The sequence below is a fragment of the Achromobacter sp. HZ01 genome, from assembly GCF_003267925.1.
Taxonomy (GTDB): Bacteria; Pseudomonadota; Gammaproteobacteria; order Burkholderiales; family Burkholderiaceae_B; genus Achromobacter; species Achromobacter pulmonis_A.
This window is the reverse complement of record NZ_LWKV01000004.1, coordinates 340,577-357,427: the sequence shown is the minus strand read 5'-3', so window position 1 is coordinate 357,427 and position 16,851 is coordinate 340,577. Positions and strand designations below refer to the sequence as shown.

Sequence of the window (16,851 nt, the reverse complement as noted above, 5' to 3'; positions counted from 1 at the left end):
TTCCAATCTAGTTCACCGTAGTGTTCGTGTCGTCCGCATGCCAGGGCGGCAGGTCGCGCAGTGTTTCCGGGTGCAGGATGGCGACGCGCAACAGGGTCTTGGCCGCGCCCGAAGGGTTGCGGCGGCCCTGTTCCCAGTCCTGCAGGGTACGCACGCTGACGCCCAGCAGTTCCGCGAAATCCGCCTGGGGCAGACCGACGCGGCTGCGTGCTTCGCTGATGCGCGACGGCTGCCACCGGGCGGCATGTGCCGGTGGGGCTGCTTTTTTCATGACTCGTTCGAAGGTCGGGCGGCGCCTGGCTGCGGCCGCCCAGGGATACAGACCGTCGTGCCGGGGAAGGCGACGAGGGGTAGGGCGTGATTATACGGCATTGCCGTAGGCGCGCATCTGAGGGGCGCGCAACGGCGCCGCCGATCGGCCCGTGCGCGCGAGCGGGCGTCTGCCCTGAGCAGACGCGGCCGCTGGCCAGTCTAAAGATACCTATCGGTACCTTTGTGATAGCGTCCATTTATTCTTATAAATACCTATTTATTAAGGATAATTTACTAGGGTATGCCCTCGCATTGACTTATATAGATACTGCATAGTATGTTCTATCCAGAAAGTGACCACGCAGGAGACAGGCGCGCGTAGGGTTCACTCACCGGCTCACCAACCCATGGCAAGGATGTCTGGAAATATGGATACCCCACGTTGGAAGCAGCGTCCGGAGGGGTCGAATTGGGGCGATTTCGGCCCCGACGACCAAATCGGCCGCATGAATCTGCTGACCCCGCAAACCCGCTTGCGCGCATTTCGCGAGGTTCAGGAAGGCTTGGCCTTCTGCCTCAGTCTGCCGCTCGACTATCCCGGCGGGAACACCTTGTTCCAGCATCGCCGCGAACCGCAGTTCTCTTACGACAGGCGCGGCGATGGCTATAACTACAACTACCGCCTGTCGCAGGTCTGTCCCTGCTTCAACGACGTCGTCTCCGACGATGCGGTGCTGATGTTCCTGCAGTACTCGACCCAATGGGACGGACTGGGCCATGTCGGGCAGATGTTCGACGCCAATGGCGACGGCCTTCCCGAAAAGGTCTATTACAACGGCTACCGGGGCGGCCTGGAGGTGGTCGGCCCGGACGACGCCAAGAGCGGCCTGGGGGCCAAGGCCATCGGCATCGAGCGCATGGCGACCGCCGGCGTGCAGGGGCGGGGGGTGATGGTCGATCTGGAACGCCGCTACGGGCGCGAGCGCGCCCTGGTCGGCTATGACGAGCTCATGGCGGCCCTGGAGGGCGTCACGGTGTTGCCGGGCGACTTTCTTTGTCTTTATACGGGTTTCGCCGACCTGGTCCTCGAAATGAACAAGCAGCCCGACGGGGAAGTCCTGGCGCGCTCCTGCGCCGTGCTCGACGGCCGGGATGAGCGGTTGCTGCAATGGATTACCGATTCCGGCATCGTGGCGATCTGCGCCGACAACTTTGCGGTAGAGGCGTATCCGGCCACGCCGGGCAAGGGCGAGCACTACCCGGGCCTGCCCTTGCATGCGCACTGCCTGTTCAAGCTGGGGCTGCATCTGGGTGAGCTCTGGTACTTCGCCGAGCTGGCGCAATGGCTGCGCGAGCATGGGCGCAGCACTTTCCTGTTGACCGCGCCGCCCCTGCGCCTGCCCGGCGCGGTGGGTTCGCCCGTCACGCCAGTCGCCACCGTCTGACTCCGCCGGGCGGAATGCCCGGCTTTCAATTGCTTTTATTCGGAGACCGCAATGCTCGCTCGCATTCCGGCCTGGACCCTCGCGGTCCTGGCCAGCCTCGCGCCGCTGGCGCACGCCGCCCCGGGTTATCCCGACAAACCGGTAACGCTCGTCATCCCTTTCCCGCCCGGGGGCACCAGCGATGTGGTGGGCCGGCAGCTCGCCATGCAGCTGGGCGAGGAACTGGGCGGAACGTTCGTCGTGAACAACAAGGCCGGCGCGTCCAGCATGATCGGCGCCACCTTCGTGGCCCGCGCGCCCAAGGACGGCTACACCTTGCTGCTGTCGTCCGGCAGCACCTTCACCGTCACGCCGCACCTGATGACGCAGATGTCGTACACGCTGGACGACTTCGCGCCGGTCTCGGCCGTTGCAACGGTGCCGTTCGCCTTCGTGGTGAAGAAGGACTTTCCGGCCCGGACCGTGGCCGATTACGCCGCCTACGCCAAGGCCCATCCCGGCAAGATCAACAATGCCACCAATGGGCTGGGCAGCATGGTGCACCTGCTGGGCGAGCTGGCCGCAACCGGCATGGGCGTGGAGGTGACCCAGGTGCACTACAAGGGCGCCGCCCCGGCGACCGTGGACATGATCGGCGGCGTGGTCGATTCCAACGTGGAGGCGCTCACCAGCGCGGTGCCGAATGTGCGGGCGGGGCAGTATCGGGCGCTCGCCGTGTTGAGTCCGCAGCGCCAGCCGTTGTTGCCCGACGTGCCCACGTTCGCCGAACTGGGCTATCCGGAGATCGTCGGGGAAACCTGGTACGCGGTGTTTGCGCCGGCCGGCACGCCGCCCGCGGTGGTGGAAAAGCTGAACGGCGCATTGCGCAAGATCACGGCATCGCCGCAATTCGTCAAGACCATGCAGCAGATCGGCAATCAGCCGCGCAGCAGCAGTCCGGAAGAGCTGCGGGAGATCACCCTGCGCGAAAGCCGGCGTTGGGGCGATCTCATCGAGAAACTGAATATCCCGCCCGTGCAGTAGGCGCAGGGACGGGGCGCCCCGGCGGCGCCCCGTTCAGCGCGGCAGATAACCCAGCGCCTGCATTGCGCGCAGATGATCGAGCACCGCCTCCTCGCTATCGATGCAGTCGCCGAAACCCGCCTGGCGCAGCTTGATGGTCGATACGAGCGGGGGCAGCGGCAGCGGATGTTGCGCCGACCATGTCGCATCGGCGTACTGCCACGACAGCCCGATAAGGTCCGAAAGTTCCTCCACCCGCAGCCGTTCGCGCCGCGCGATCCCGCGCCACGCCCGGGCTTCGCCCGGCATGGCTTCGCGCATGCGGGTGCGCACCGGCTCTCCCAGCGGCATGTCGAAGAACTCCGCCAGGCGTTCGAACAGCTGGCGCCAGACGATCACGTCGCCATTGGCGATATTGAACGCTTCGCCCGAGGCCTGCGGCGCGTCCCAGGCCCATTCGACCGCCCGGGCGATCAGGCGCGCGTCAGTACACTCCGTCAGCAGTTCCGGATGTCCCGGGTAGGCCAGCGGCTGCCCGGCCTCGCGCAACAGCGCCGCGTACGCTCCCAGCGTGGCGACCGGATTCATGGCGCTGCCCAGGGCAACCCCAAGCACGATCTGGGGGCGGAAGATCGTCCAGCCGAATCCCCGCCGCCGCGCCAGTTCGGCCACCAGGTCCTGCTGGTCGAAATAGAAGTTCGCGTGGTCGCGCACGGCGTCCTGCTCGCGCGCCGGAACGTGCCTCATCTGGCCGTTGTGCACGCCGTATGCCTTGGTCCCCTGCAACAAGGTTACGTGCGCGAGGGGCGCGCCGTCCAGCGCCGACAGCGTGTTGGCCAGCATCCGCGTGTTGAGGGCGACATTGTCCGGGTCCCGCCAGCCTTTGAGCAGGTCGGCCTGCTCATTCAGGGCGGCGTAGACCAGGTGGGTCGTGTCGCGGTGGCCGGCCAGGGCCCGCCGCGTCGCGTCGGCGTCCCGGAGGTCCGCCGAAATCCAGGTCGCTGCCGGCGCGAAGTCGGCCGTGCGGCGCGACAGCCCCGCGCACTGTATGCCCGGCCTGCCCCCCATATGCTCCATGACGGCACGGCCCACCACCCCGAGGGCGCCCACCACCAGCACTTTTCTCGCTGTCATTGGCCTGCTCCGAATTCCAATGCGCCGTTATCGATGGCTATCGCGTCGCGTTCGGCCACCACGGCGCAAAAGCGCACCCGCCCGGGTTCGTCCTGCCACACGTCCAGCCGCAGCGTCTCGCCGGGATAGACCGGCGCGCGAAACCGGCCGCTCATGGCGCGTAACCGTTCCGGCGCGCCGCCGCAGCACAGGCGCACCAGGCCATGCCCGGCCACGCCGAAACTTGCCATGCCGTGCAGGATGGGACGGTCGAATCCAGCCGCGCGCGCGGCCGCGGGATCGATGTGCAGCGGGTTCAGGTCGGCCGAAAGGCGGTAGATGAGCGCTGCCTGCGGCGAGGTCGGGCATTCGGTGCGCTGATCGGGCTCGCGCTCGGGCAAGGGCGCAGGCGCCGGGCGCACCGATGGCGCGCCGCCGAAGCCGCCATCGCCGCGGCAGAACACGGTCTGCTGCATGGTGGCCACCAACGCGCCATCCTCCATGTCGAACAGATCGCGCTCGGCGTACAGCAAGGCGCCTTTGCCTGGCCCCTTGTCGGCCAGGTCGACGATGCGCGTCGCGCTCCGGACCCGCCCCTGGGCAGCGAGCGGCCGGTGCAGCCGGATGGACTGCTCGCCATGCACCGTGCGCCGCCAATCCAGGCCCAGCGGCAGGTCGCGCAGCCAGAAGCCGGGATCGGCCAGCACATTGACCAGGGTGGGCTGGACCTTCAGGCGGGTTTCGTCGACGAAGGCGAGATCCGCCTCGTCGGCCGGATGCATGCCGGCGCCGAGCGCGAGCGCATAGAGCACGCAGTCGCGCCAGCCGTACTGCTGAACGGAGTCGGGAATGCGCGCGGCCAGCAGCGCTTCTGGATCGATGGGCATACGGGCCTCACAAGGTGTCGGCGGTGCCGAGGATGGCCGTGGCCTGGCTGGACAGCACGCCGCCGTTGGCATGCGCCAGCGAGACGCGGGCATCCGGCACTTGCCGTTCGCCCGCCTCGCCGCGCAGTTGCTGCACCGACTCCAGCAGGGTGAACAGGCCATACATGCCGGGATGATTGCAGGAGAGGCCGCCGCCATTGGTATTCACCGCCAGCCTGCCCCCGGGCGCGATCGCGCCGCCGGCGACGAAGCTTCCGCCTTCGCCCTTGGCGCAGAAGCCCAGGTCCTCCAGGAACAGAATGGTATTGATGGTGAAGGCGTCATAGAGCATCACGTGGTCGATATCGCGCGCCGACAGCCCGGCCATGGCGTACGCACGCTGTCCGGACTCGACCGCGCAGGTGGTGGACAGATCCGGCATCGCCGAGATCTGGCGGTGGCTGACCGCCACGCCCGTCCCCAGTACGTAAACGGGCGGCCGGCGCAGATCGCGCGCCCGTTCCGCGCTGACCAGCACCACGGCCGCGCCGCCGTCGGTTACCAGGCAACAGTCCGCCTTGCTGAGCGGGTCGCTGATCATGCGCGAGGCCAGCACGTCGTCGCGTGTGAGCGCGCCGCGCGCGTAGGCGTCGGGATTGCGCTGCGCCCACAGGCGGGCCGCCACCGCCACGTCGGCCAGCTGTTCGCGGGTAGTTCCGTATTGGTGCATGTGCCGGGCGGCCGCGAGCGCATAGCTGGAAATCGGATAGCGCGGCGCGAACGGCGTTTCGTAGGGCTGCGGATCGGGCATGGAGGCCAGCTTGCCGCCGGCCGTCAGCTGATTCGAGCCGTAGCAGATCAATGCCACGTCGCAAAGGCCTGTCTCCAGCGCGGCCATGGCCGATTGGAGGTGGAACAGGAACGATGCGCCGCCCACCATGGTGCCGTCGGCCTGGCGCGGGCGGATGCCCAGGCGCTCGGCCACGTTGAGCACGGGCAGCCCGGACGTGGACATGGCGCAGTAAAGGCCGTCGACGTCGCGCGGTCCCAGTCCGCAATCCTCCAGCGCCAGGACCGCCGCTTCCTGCAGTTGGTCGAAGGGCGAACGATCGGGGGAATTCCAGCGTCGGGTGTTGCCGATCCCCGCGATCGCGCAACGGCCACGCAGGCGGGCGCTCATGGGCGTTCTCCTGCGGCGTCGAACACGACGTAGGCGCCTTCATCGCCGGAAACGATGCGGGCGCGGACAGGCAGGCCGATCGCGGGCGAGGAAGCGCCTTCGATGCGCGTCATCATGCGGGCACCGCCTTCCACTTCGACCAGCGCCACGTTGTAATCGCCGGCGCGGTCGCGTACGGTCGTCGTCGAATACACCACGCCCAGTCCGGGCGATTCCCGCCACGTCAATCGCGGACTGCCGCAAGCCCGGCACACCAGGGCAGGCGGAAACCGCACGCTGGCGCAGTCGTCGCAGTGCTGCAACAGAATCCGGCCTTCCAGCAGGCCCGCCTGATGATGGGCGTCAGGCCCCGGCCCATCGAAACGCGCGTCGCTTGCCATGTCCTACCTCCCTTGCCAGATGGGGGCGCGCTTCTCGGCGAACGCTGCCGAACCTTCGCGCGCGTCGGCCGAGGTGAAGACGTGCTCGGTCAGTTCGGTCTGGCGTTGCCAGATTTCATCCGCCGGCCAGCCCTGCGACTCCACGATGACGCGCTTGCTTGCCGCCACCGCCAAGGGCCCGTTGGCCACGATGCGGCGCGCCAGCTCGCGGGCGCGCTGGAGCGCTTCGCCAGGGGCGCTGACCTGATTGATCAGGCCATAGCCCAACGCCCGCGTTGCGGGGAACATGTCGCCGGTGAGCGCCAGTTCCAGGGCCACCCGATAAGGCAGTTGCCGTGGCAGGCGCACGAGGCCGCCCGCGGTGGCGGCCAGGCCGCGTTTGACCTCGGGCACGCCGAACTGGGCATTTTCGGCGGCAACCACCAGATCGCAGGCCAGCACCAGCTCGAAACCGCCCGCCAGCGCGTAGCCTTCTACGGCGGCGATGAGCGGCTTTTTCGGCGGACGCATGGTCAGGCCGCCGAATCCGCGACCCTCGATGCTGGGACGCTCGCCGCGCAGGAAACCTTTCAGGTCCATCCCGGCGCAGAACGATCCGCCGGCGCCCGTCAGGATACCGATGCGCAGATCGTCGCGGGCATCCAGTTCGTCCACGGCCGCCGCGATCGCGCGCGCCACGGCCAGCGTCACGGCGTTGCGGGCCTGGGGCCGGTTGATGGTGATCGTCAATATGCCTTCGCTGCTTTCCAGCAATACTTCGTCCTGCTCCATGGCGGTCTCCTGTTCGTGTCAACGCGGGGCCATGCGCAGGGCACCGTCCAGACGGATGGTTTCGCCGTTGAGCATGGGATTGGCAATGATGTGTTCGGCCAGCAGCGCATATTCCGCCGGCGTCCCCAGGCGCGCCGGATGAGGCACCGATGCGGAAAGGGTCTTGCGGGCGTCTTCGGATACGCGGGCCAGCATGGGGGTGTCGAAGATGCCGGGCGCGATCGTGCACACGCGAATGGCCTTGCTGGCCAGGTCGCGGGCCGCCACGATGGTCATCCCCACGACCCCGGCCTTGGACGAGGCGTAGCCGATCTGGCCGATCTGGCCTTCATAGGCCGCCACCGACGCCGTCAGGATGCAGACGCCGCGCTCGCCTTCGGCGTCCGGCGCATTGCGGGCCATGTGCGCGGCCGCGATCCGCAGCGTGTTGAATGTTCCGATCAGGTTGATGCGGACGATGTCCGTATAGGTCTCCAGCGATCCTGGATTTCCCTCTTTGTCGACCAGCCGCACCGGTCCACCCCGGCCCGCGCAGTGCACCAGCACACGCAAGGGGCCGAGCGTGGCCGCCAGTTCGCAGGCCGCCTGCACGTCCGCTTCGACGGTGACGTCGGCGGGCGCGAACCGCGCTCCGATCTCGCCGGCCACGCGCTCGCCGTCGGACCCCGGCAGGTCCGCGATCACCACCTTTACACCCTGGGCGGCAAGGCGCCGCGCCGTTGCCAGGCCTAGCCCGGACGCGCCGCCCGTCACGAGCGCGCTACTGCCTTCTGTCTTCATGCCATCGACTCCTTGCCAAAAAGGGAGAACCCATAATACATACCATACGGTATCTTTTCAACGAAGAAGTTAAGTCGATATTTTTACTAGGGAAAATGCCTATGAATAAATTAAAAGGCGGAGATTGACCTTTAAAGATACCGAATGGTATGTTTGCGTCGAGACGCGATTCCAACCAGGCGCAGCCCGGAAAACAGTCGCCGTCGACCGTTGCACCACGCAGTCCCCCTTCACGCAGCACGGGCGGCCTCGGCCGCCGCAGCGCCGGCGCAGACCGGCGATACAAGACGAGGAGACAGGCATGAAGCGGTTACAACAGTTGTTGCAGATGGCGCTCCCGCTGGCGCTGGCAGCCACGATGGCGGTTCCTGCCGGAGCCGCTCCGGCGCCCATCAAGGTGGGAGTCATCTTCCCGTTATCGGGCGGCGCGGGTCCGCAGGGCCAGCACGTCACGCAGGCCATCCAGGCCATGGCGGCGGTGATCAACGAAGACGGCGGCGTGCTCGGCCGTCCGATCGAGATCGTGTCGCGCGACGACGAATCCACGCCGGCCGTCGGCGTGTCGCGAGCCACGGAACTGGTCAGCGCGGGGGTGTCGGTCATCATCGAGGGCTGGAACAGCCCCGTGACGCTGGCGATGCAGCCGGTGATCGCCCGCGCCGGCGTCCTGGACATCACCGCGATATCCAAGGCGGACCCGATACTCTCCGGCGAAGGCAATCCCCTGGCCATCCGGCTGAACAGCTCCAACGCCCAGGACGGAGCGATCATTGCCGATTACATCGCCAGGACGGCGGGCGCCAAGCGCGTCGCTTTTCTGACCGAGAACGATGCCTATGGCAATGGCGCGCAGGAATCCATCGAAAAAGCCCTGAAGGCGCTCGGCCACCCCTACGAGAAAGTGGCCGAGGAGAAATTTCCTTTCACGCAGGCCGATTTCCGGGTGGCCATGACCAACGTGCGCGCGGCCAAGCCGGACGTTACCGTCGCCATCAACGCGAACGAAGGGCTGGGCATGCCCGCCATCATCCGCCAGGCCCGTCAATCGCGGCTGCCGGGCCAGCTTGTGAGCGCGGTGGGCACCGTGGCGCCCAGCGTCATCAACGTGGCCGGCGATGCGTCGGACGGCCTGATCGGCGCCGACATCTATTTTCCCGACGTGGAGCCCTTCGCGTCGAATCCCGCCAACAAGCGGTTCGTAACGAAGACCCAGCAAATGTTCAAGCTCACGCCCGACAAGTTCATGGCGCTGGGCGCGACCTCGCTGCAGGTATGGGCCCTGGCGGCCAACGAGCTCAAGACGCTGGACCGCGAGCCTGTGGCCAAACGCATCCGCGGCGGCAGCTTCAAGGGCACGCTCATGGGCGACATCACCTTCGACCCCAATGGCCAGCTGCAGTCGCACTACTACCTGTTCACGGTCAAGAACCGCAAGATCGTGGTCAAGCCATGACATCGCCGGCCATGACCGCCGCCTTGCGCGTGCAGGGCCTGGGCGTGTGCTACGGCGCCCTGGTCGCCCTGGAGGACGTCAGCTGGGAAGTCAGCCGGGGCGAGCTGCTGGGCATCATCGGCCCCAACGGCGCCGGCAAGAGCTCCTGCTACGACGCGGTGTCGGCGCTGATTCCCCGGCGTGGCAGCGTTTATCTGCATGGACGCGATATCAGCCGCGTGCCGGCGCACGGCCTGGCGCGTCTGGGCATCAAGCGGGCGTTTCAGCAGAACGCCTTCTTCGACCAGCTGACGGTGCGCGACAACATGGTGGCGGCGCTTGGCGGCACGGCCAGCCTCGGAACCAGCATCTTGCGTCCGCTGGCGGCGGGCCGCCACGCGCAGGCGCTGCGCGAGCAGGCCGGCGATTGCCTGGAGCGGTTCGGCCTGCCGCGGGAAAGCCATGGCCTGCGGCCCCACGAGATCTCGTACGGCATGCAGCGCATGCTGTCGATCGCGCTCGCCTACGGCGCGGGCGCCGAGGTGCTGCTGCTGGACGAACCGGCGGCCGGGCTGGGCGGCACCGACATGACCGCGCTGACCGCCTTGCTGCATTCGCTCAAGGCCGAGGGCGTGGCCCTGGTGGTCATCGAACATCACATGGATCTGATCATGTCGGTCGCCGACCGGATCTGCGTGCTCAACCTGGGCCGGCCGCTGGCCTGCGGGACGCCGGCAGAGATCCAGCGCGACCCGCGCGTGCTGCAGGCCTACCTCGGAGGCGAGCAATGACTTCCTCAACCCCTGTATTGAGCGCGCGCCGGCTGGAAGTCTCGTACGCCGGCAACCGGGTGCTCCAGCTCGACCAGCTGGATATCCGTGCCGGCGAGATCGTCGGCGTTATCGGCGCCAATGGCGCGGGCAAATCGACGCTCATCAACGCGATGCTGGGCTGGTCGCGCGGCCGTCCCGCCGTGAGCGGCGAGGTCTCGCTGTCGGGCAGGCCGGTAGGCCGGCTGCCGACGCACGAGCGCGTGCGCGCCGGCCTGCTGCTGGTGCCGGAATCGCGGCTGGTGTTTTCGCAGATGACCGTCCAGGAGAATCTCACTCCCGCCGTCGCGCCGGTGGAGGAGCCGGGGCGCCGCTACTACCGCCGCGACGACGTCTATGCGCTTTTTCCGCGCTTGCAAGAGCGCCGCCACCATCTCGGCGGACAGCTGTCGGGAGGCGAACGGCAGATGCTGGGCATCGGCCGATCGCTCATGATGGGGCCGCGCGCGTTGTTGCTGGATGAACCTTCCATCGGACTGGCGCCCATGCTGGTGACGCAGGTGCTGCAAAGCCTGCGCGCCCTGGCCAGCGCCGGCCTGGCCGTCCTGCTGGTCGAACAGAACGTGCGCGCCGCCTTGCAGGTGGTCGACCGCCTGCTGCTGCTCGAGCGCGGCAGGCTCGTGCTGCAGGGGCCCGCCGCCGAAGTCGGCGCGGACCCGCGCATCGCGCAGGCCTATCTGGGAGCACATACGGCATGAGCCTGCTACAACAACTGATCAATGGCCTGGTCCTCGGCCATGCCTATGCCCTCATCGCCATCGGCTGGACCCTGTTGCTGGGCGTGGCCCGGCTGGTCAACTTCGGCCACGGCCAGATGTACATGCTGGGCGCCTTCGTCACCTGGTGGGCCACCACCACCGCCGGCCTGCCGTATCTGCTGGCCTTGCCGCTGGCCATGGCCGCCGGCGCGCTGATCGGACTTTTCATGCAGCGCATCATGCTGCGCGCCACCTTCGAACAGAACCTGGTGTCGATCATGATCATGACGCTGGGCTTCGGCTACGTGATGCACGGGGCCGCGTCGCTGGCTTTCGGATCGACCGGCCAGATCCTGGACACCGCATGGTCCCGGCACGATATCGAATTCGGCGAGCTGTGGCTGACGTGGCAGGACGCGGCCATCGTGGCGGCCGCCATCCTGCTGTTCCTGCTGCTCAAGCGCGCGCTCGATGGCAGCCGCGCAGGCCGCCTGGTCCGCATGGTGGCCGAGGATCCCAAGCTCGCACAGCTGGCGGGCATCAACGTGCGCCGGGTCTATTACGGCGTGTTCGCGTTCGAAGGCGCGGCGGTCGCGCTGGCGGCCGGCCTGGTGGCGCCGCGCACTCCCATCCTGACCTCCATGGGTTTCGAGGAGGTGATCATCACCTTCGTGGTGGTGGTGCTGGGAGGCATCGGGAGCGTGACCGGCAGCTATGTCGCCGGGGTCGCGCTCGGCGTTTTCACCGCGCTGTTCAGCGCGTTGATCTCGCCCGCCTATGCGACGGCCGCCGCGTTCGCCGTGCTGATCGCGGTCCTGGTGCTACGCCCCGGTGGCCTGAGCGCCGGCGCCATGAAAGGAGTCCATTGATGGCCACGTTATCCGTCTCCCGCCTCGCGCTGCTGCCGGGCGCCGCCGTCGTGTTCTTCCTGCCCGCCTGGCTGGGCGGCAGCCAGGCCCTTTATAGCGCCGCCGTGCTGATCGCGATCATGGCCGTCATGGCCTATGGCCTGGACGTCATCGTCTCCGACCTGGGCGAGGTCAGCCTCGGCCACACCGTCTTCTTCGCCGCGGGCGCGTATGTGACGGCCTTGCTCGCCACCCGCACCGGAGCGGGCGCCTGGCTGACGCTGGCCGCGTCCATCGCAGTGGCGCTCGGCCTGGCCGCCCTTGTCGGCCTGGTCACGCTGCGCCTGCGCGAATTCGTCTTTTCGCTGGTGACGTACGCCGTCTCGGTGGTGGCGGTGACCTTGGCCGCGAACTGGGCATTCCTGGGAGGCTCGGACGGCATCCGCGGCCTGCCGACGCTGGATCTGTCGATCGGCCCCTGGCCGCTGACCGCGGGCAATGACGAGGCGCTCTGGCCCTATGCGTTCGCGCTGCTGGCGGTCACGCTCTATCTGGTGGACCGCTTTCGCCATTCCCGCCTGGGACAGGCCGCGCTCATGGTGCACCTGAATCCGCGCCTGGCCACCATGAACGGCATCGATCCTCTCAGGGTACGCCTGCAGGTATTCCTGTTCTCCGCGCCGATCACGGCCTGCGCGGGCTGGCTCTATGCCTACCAGCGCGCCTACGTGAGCGCCGACATCCTGGAGACCTATTTCCTCATCCTGATGCTGACCGCGGTCGTGCTTGTCGGCCGCCGCCAGCTGCTCGGACCGCTGCTCGCCACGGCGCTGGTGCTGATCCAGGAGAAGTTTTTTTCATTCGGCGGCTATGTCGACAAGATCGTGCTCGGCAGCCTGCTGATCCTTGTTCTGGCCTTTTTCCCGCAAGGGCTCATGGGCCTGCTGACGACGCGTCGCAAGCAGCCCCGAGCCATGGCGACCACACTGGAGAACTCGAAGTGACCGTGATCTGGAATCCGACGCTGGACGATACCGCCACCCGCTGGCAAACCCTGGCCCATCGATTGGGCGCCGAACGCTTCGCGCCGCTGGCGCCCGAGCTGGACCGCGAGCAGCGCTACCCCTGGGAGACCATCTCGGCGCTGGTCGAGCACAAGTTCGCGGGCCTGTTCCTGCCCACCCAATGGGGCGGGCAGGGCGCCGACCTCGTCACCACGGTGGCGGCGGTGGAGGCGCTGGGCACGCACTGCGCGTCGACGGCGGCCATCATGTGCGCCTACCAGCTGGGCGCCTTCCCGCTGCTGCTGGCCGGCACGGACGAGCAAAAGTCCTTCTACCTGCGCGAAATGGCCGAGGGCCGCGCCACCAGCTTCGCCCTTTCCGAGCGGATCGCGGGCTCAGACGCCGCAGCCATCGAAGCCACGGCCGTGCGCGAAGGCGACGGCTGGCGGCTGCGCGGCGAGAAATACTGGATCGGCAATGGCGGCGCCTCGCGCTACTACGTCGTGTTCGCCAAGACCGATCCCGCGGCCGGCGGGCGCGGGATCAGCGCCTTCATGGTCGACAAGGAGCAGGAGGGCGCCGTCATCGACGAACTGTCGGACAAGATGGGCATCCGCGGCACCCAGACTTCGAACCTCAAGCTCGATCTCGTGGTGCCGGAAAGCGCCCGGGTGGGCGAACTCAACCGCGCGCTGCGCCTGGCGCTCCAGACGCTGAACGTCGGCCGCATCATGGTTGCCGCCCAGTCGCTGGGCGTGGCGCTCGCCGGCTACCGCGAGGCGGCCGCCCGCGCGGTCGAGCGGCGGACCTTTGGCCAGCCCATCGGCGAAAACCAGGCCATCGGCTTTCGCCTGGCCGACATGGCGACCGAGATCTCCGCCGCCCGCATGATGCTCTACCAGGCTGCGCAAGCCTATGACCGGGGGGAAGACGTGTCCAACCTGGGCGCGATGACCAAACTGTTCGCTTCGGAGGTTTCGCACCGGGTGGTGGACAATACCGTCCAGATCTGGGGCGGGCTGGGCTACTGCAAGCCAACGGTGGCAGAGCGGCTGTACCGCGACCAGCGCATACTTGAAATCTACGAGGGTTCTTCCGAAATCCAGCGGCTGGTGCTGTCGCGAGCGGTTCGCAAGGAGGCGGAAGAGCTGACTAATTGACCCGAATCCGACACGAGGTAGTAATGGTGAGTGCACAACAGAACCCGGCAGAGATGAGCGGCGGCGAGTCGCGAGAGGAAATTCTGCAGGCGGCCGCTGAACTCTTCATGGAGTTCGGCTACGCCGCCACCTCCATCGATGCGGTCGCCCAGCGCCTGGGCGCCACCAAGGGCCGCATCTATCACCATTACCGGAGCAAGGCCGACCTGTTTTTTGACGTGCAGGTGGCGGCGATGACGCGCCTGACCGACCAGATCGAGCCCATCGCCCGCAGCGGCGGCGATGCGGTCGAACGGCTGTCGGCCATGGCGCTGCGCCATACCCAGATCCTGCTCAAGGAACTTCCGATGCAGAAGGTCGCGGTCCAGGGGCTGGAGCGCCATCTGCTCGAGGCGTCCGCGGCGGCCAAGCGGCTGCGGTCCGTGGTGAAGATGCGCGATGACTACGAGCAGATGTTCGTCGAGGTGATCGACGACGGCATCCGCGCCGGTTCGTTCGTGGATCTTCCCGCCAGGCTGTTGAGTAAACCTTTCTTCGGCGCGCTGAACTGGGCCACGGTGTGGTACAGCCAGCGGCGCCTGCAGAGCGAAGAGGCGATCGACGATATCGCGCACACCCTCGCGGCCTATGCGCTGCGGGGTCTACTCAAGGACTCCAACGATGAAGCAGCAAGAGCAACCCCCTTATTCCAATACCATTTGGGATGAGGTCGAAACCTGGTCGCGGGACCGCATCGAAAGTTTCCAGCTCGATGCCCTGCGCAGGCAATTGCGGCGCGTGGCCGACAGCAGCGCGCATTACAGAAAGGTCTTCGCGGACATGGGCTTCGTGCCCGAAGACCTCAAGACCCTGGCGGACCTGAGGCGCCTGCCTTTCACCCACAAACGCGACTATCTCGACGGCCTGCGCGCCGATCCGCCATTCGGTACGCTGGCCGCCGTCCGGCCCGGCGAGGCCGTCCGGGTGCACTTTTCCTCGGGAACCACGGCCCAGCCCGCGCCCGTGCTCTGGACCCAGCATGACGTGGACCGCTGGGCCGAACTCTACGCAAGATATCTCTATGGCCAGGGCCTGCGGCGCGGCGATGTCTTCCAATGCATGTTCAATTACGCCTGGTTCGTGGGCGGCCTGGGGGCGACGCTGGCCGCGCAACGGGTCGGCGCGCTCGTGATCCCGGCTTCATCGGGAGACACGCAGCGCCAGGTGGAAACCATCTTCGAATATGGCACGGACTGCGTCATCGGCACGCCGTCTTTCATGGCCCATATGGCCGAAACGGCCCAATCCATGGGCCGCGACCTGCGCGAAGCGCGGGTGCGCATGGTCTGCGTCGGCGGCGAGCCCGGCGCCAGCGTCGCCGGCACGCGGGAACGCATCGAACGCCTCTGGGGCGCAAAGATGTTCGATTGCTACGGCGCGCTGGAATGCCAGCCCATCGGCTGGGATACCGCGGCGCAGCTCGGTCCCACGCTGGCCGAAGATTTCATCTACGTCGAGGTCCTGCACCCGGACACGCACGAGCCGGTGGCCGACGGCGAACGCGGCGTGCTGGTGCTCACCCACCTCGACAAACAGGCATGTCCGCTGGTGCGCTGGTGGACCGGCGACATCGTGGTGCGCGACAGCCGCCCCGCGCCGGACGGGCGCACCCACGCCCGCCTGCCGGGAGGCGTGCTGGGCCGCGCCGACGACATGCTGATCGTGCGCGGCGTGAACCTCTTTCCGTCCGCCATCGAAGACGTGGTGCGCAGCTTCGCCGGCGTCAGCAACGAGTACGTCATCATCATCGATGACAGCGTGAAAGACCCTAAAACCGGGTTCCTCACCGGCGTGAAGCTGCGGGTCGAACGCGAACCCGGCGCGGGCGCCGATTTGAGCGAGCAGCTGGCGCGGCTGTTGCGCGACCGCCTGAAGGTGCGCTTCCACGTCGAAGTGGTCGAGAACGGCACGCTGCCGCGCACGATCCACAAGGCGAAGCGGGTGCTCCATGTCTGAGCCCGCGACCCCCAGGCCGCTGGCGGGCAAGCGCATCGTCGAACTCTCGCAGTTCATCGCCGGCCCCACTGCGGCTCAGTATCTCGCCGACTTCGGCGCCGACGTGCTGAAGATCGAGTCGCCGCGCGGCGATGGCGTGCGGACTTTGCCGGGCAACGATTTCGGCAGCTTCTATGCGCGCAGCTTCAACACCGGAAAGCGCAGCGAGGTGCTGGACCTGGCCTCGCCCGAAGGGCGCCAGGCCCTGGAAGCGCTGCTGGCGCATGCCGATGCGTTCATCTGCAATCTCGCTCCGGGCTCGCTGGCCCGTCTCGGTCTCCAGGGCGAGGCGCTGCGCGCCCGGCATCCGGGCCTGACCGTCGTGCTCATCTCCGGCTACGGCCAGCACGACGACCGCATCTGCATGGACACCATTGCGCAGTGCGAGTCGGGGTTCGCGCTGCTCAACGGCGACGAGGACGGTTCGCCGCGCCTGTCCACCGGCTGGCCGGTGGATATGTTCAGCGGCATGTACGCGGGACTGGCTTGCGCGATGGCGGTGCTGGAAGGCCGCGGACGGCTGATAGACCTTTCCATGATGGAGGTGGCCTCGGCGATGCTGCTGGGGCCGGCGGCGCTGGCGCTGAGCGAAGGCGAGACGCTGGACCCGCCCATGGGCAACCGCGACCGCGCCTCCGCGCCGTCCAGCATTTACCGCTGCGCCGACGGCCACGTCTACATCCTGGGCGGACTCGACAGTTATTGGGCGCGTCTGCGCCCGCTGGTCGGCGCCGACGATGCCCCCATCAAGGAACGCATACGCCGGGCGGCGCATTTCGATGCTCAGGTGGAGGCCTGGACCCTGCCGCAGACCCGCGAAGCGGTGCTCAGGCAGATGCGCGAGCTGCAGATTCCGGCCGGCAACGTCCGGCCGCCCGCCGAAGCGCTGGCGCTCATCCGCGCAATGCGGCCGGGTGCGGTATCGCACGTGCTCGCCAGCGGCGAGCACGTGCCGGCTTTCCCCGCCCTGTTCGACGGCCAACGCATCCCCCGCAGCCCCACGCCTGCCATCGGCGGCGCGCTGCGGCCCCTCTCTTGAATTGAACCCCTGCCTTC

At 67.5% G+C, this 16,851-nt stretch carries 18 protein-coding genes; 11 read left to right on the top strand and 7 right to left on the bottom strand.

The features are described 5' to 3' along the window. Positions 1-7: 7 nt before the first annotated feature. Positions 8-271: a helix-turn-helix domain-containing protein gene (locus tag A6B37_RS21265; protein ID WP_102775269.1), complete on the bottom strand. Its 264-nt coding sequence runs from the start codon at positions 269-271 to the stop codon at positions 8-10. A 409-nt stretch (positions 272-680) separates the two neighbouring features. Between A6B37_RS21265 and A6B37_RS21260 the strand changes: the two genes are divergently transcribed. Both A6B37_RS21260 and A6B37_RS21255 read left to right on the top strand, forming a co-directional pair. Continuing rightward, on the top strand, positions 681-1,697 hold the full coding sequence (locus A6B37_RS21260; protein WP_111826847.1) for a cyclase family protein: 1,017 nt from the start codon (positions 681-683) through the stop codon (positions 1,695-1,697). A 51-nt stretch (positions 1,698-1,748) separates the two neighbouring features. Further along, positions 1,749-2,720, top strand: coding sequence for a tripartite tricarboxylate transporter substrate binding protein (locus A6B37_RS21255; RefSeq protein ID WP_102775271.1), 972 nt, complete (start codon positions 1,749-1,751; stop codon positions 2,718-2,720). A gap of 33 nt (positions 2,721-2,753) precedes the next feature. On the opposite strand, the gene A6B37_RS21250 is transcribed toward A6B37_RS21255, so the two are convergent. From A6B37_RS21250 to A6B37_RS21225, 6 genes are read right to left on the bottom strand one after another with little or no spacing between them, the layout of a single operon-like run. Beyond that, entirely contained in the window at positions 2,754-3,833 is a 1,080-nt protein-coding gene (locus tag A6B37_RS21250) for an NAD-dependent epimerase/dehydratase family protein (protein WP_111826846.1), read from the bottom strand. Then, positions 3,830-4,699, bottom strand: a complete 870-nt coding sequence (locus tag A6B37_RS21245; RefSeq protein ID WP_111826845.1) for a MaoC/PaaZ C-terminal domain-containing protein — start codon at positions 4,697-4,699, stop codon at positions 3,830-3,832. Before A6B37_RS21245 ends, A6B37_RS21250 begins: the two co-directional genes overlap by 4 nt. A 7-nt stretch (positions 4,700-4,706) precedes the next feature. After that, complete coding sequence (locus tag A6B37_RS21240; RefSeq protein ID WP_111826844.1) at positions 4,707-5,858, bottom strand: thiolase; 1,152 nt, start codon at positions 5,856-5,858, stop codon at positions 4,707-4,709. Further along, entirely contained in the window at positions 5,855-6,238 is a 384-nt protein-coding gene (locus A6B37_RS21235; protein WP_111826843.1) for an OB-fold domain-containing protein, read from the bottom strand. Before A6B37_RS21235 ends, A6B37_RS21240 begins: the two co-directional genes overlap by 4 nt. Before the next feature lie 3 nt (positions 6,239-6,241). Further along, on the bottom strand, positions 6,242-7,009 hold the full coding sequence (locus A6B37_RS21230) for a crotonase/enoyl-CoA hydratase family protein (RefSeq protein ID WP_102775276.1): 768 nt from the start codon (positions 7,007-7,009) through the stop codon (positions 6,242-6,244). A gap of 18 nt (positions 7,010-7,027) precedes the next feature. Next, positions 7,028-7,789 (bottom strand): SDR family NAD(P)-dependent oxidoreductase, encoded by a 762-nt coding sequence (locus tag A6B37_RS21225; protein WP_102775277.1) that lies wholly within the window; start codon positions 7,787-7,789, stop codon positions 7,028-7,030. Positions 7,790-8,090: 301 nt separating this feature from the next. Here A6B37_RS21225 and A6B37_RS21220 point away from each other — a divergent pair, with 301 nt between their 5' ends. The 9 genes from A6B37_RS21220 to A6B37_RS21180 are packed head-to-tail and all read left to right on the top strand — an operon-like array spanning position 8,091 to position 16,834. Continuing rightward, positions 8,091-9,242, top strand: a complete 1,152-nt coding sequence (locus A6B37_RS21220; RefSeq protein WP_102775278.1) for an ABC transporter substrate-binding protein — start codon at positions 8,091-8,093, stop codon at positions 9,240-9,242. After that, the gene (locus A6B37_RS21215) at positions 9,239-10,012 is read left to right on the top strand and encodes an ATP-binding cassette domain-containing protein (protein ID WP_111826842.1); all 774 of its coding nucleotides are present in this window, start codon (positions 9,239-9,241) and stop codon (positions 10,010-10,012) included. The genes A6B37_RS21220 and A6B37_RS21215 overlap by 4 nt, the downstream gene beginning before the upstream one ends. Then, positions 10,009-10,749 carry an ABC transporter ATP-binding protein gene (locus A6B37_RS21210; RefSeq protein WP_102775280.1) on the top strand — a complete coding sequence of 247 codons (741 nt, stop codon included), beginning with the start codon at positions 10,009-10,011 and terminating at the stop codon, positions 10,747-10,749. The genes A6B37_RS21215 and A6B37_RS21210 overlap by 4 nt, the downstream gene beginning before the upstream one ends. Next, the gene (locus A6B37_RS21205; RefSeq protein WP_102775281.1) at positions 10,746-11,618 is read left to right on the top strand and encodes a branched-chain amino acid ABC transporter permease; all 873 of its coding nucleotides are present in this window, start codon (positions 10,746-10,748) and stop codon (positions 11,616-11,618) included. Before A6B37_RS21210 ends, A6B37_RS21205 begins: the two co-directional genes overlap by 4 nt. After that, on the top strand, positions 11,618-12,601 hold the full coding sequence (locus A6B37_RS21200; protein WP_111826841.1) for a branched-chain amino acid ABC transporter permease: 984 nt from the start codon (positions 11,618-11,620) through the stop codon (positions 12,599-12,601). Before A6B37_RS21205 ends, A6B37_RS21200 begins: the two co-directional genes overlap by 1 nt. Then, positions 12,598-13,761, top strand: coding sequence for an acyl-CoA dehydrogenase family protein (locus A6B37_RS21195; protein WP_111826840.1), 1,164 nt, complete (start codon positions 12,598-12,600; stop codon positions 13,759-13,761). Before A6B37_RS21200 ends, A6B37_RS21195 begins: the two co-directional genes overlap by 4 nt. 23 nt (positions 13,762-13,784) lie before the next feature. Beyond that, entirely contained in the window at positions 13,785-14,468 is a 684-nt protein-coding gene (locus A6B37_RS21190; RefSeq protein WP_102775284.1) for a TetR/AcrR family transcriptional regulator, read from the top strand. After that, the gene (locus A6B37_RS21185; protein WP_102775285.1) at positions 14,422-15,756 is read left to right on the top strand and encodes an AMP-binding protein; all 1,335 of its coding nucleotides are present in this window, start codon (positions 14,422-14,424) and stop codon (positions 15,754-15,756) included. The genes A6B37_RS21190 and A6B37_RS21185 overlap by 47 nt, the downstream gene beginning before the upstream one ends. Beyond that, complete coding sequence (locus A6B37_RS21180; protein ID WP_102775286.1) at positions 15,749-16,834, top strand: CoA transferase; 1,086 nt, start codon at positions 15,749-15,751, stop codon at positions 16,832-16,834. Before A6B37_RS21185 ends, A6B37_RS21180 begins: the two co-directional genes overlap by 8 nt. The last annotated feature ends 17 nt before the right edge of the window (positions 16,835-16,851 follow it).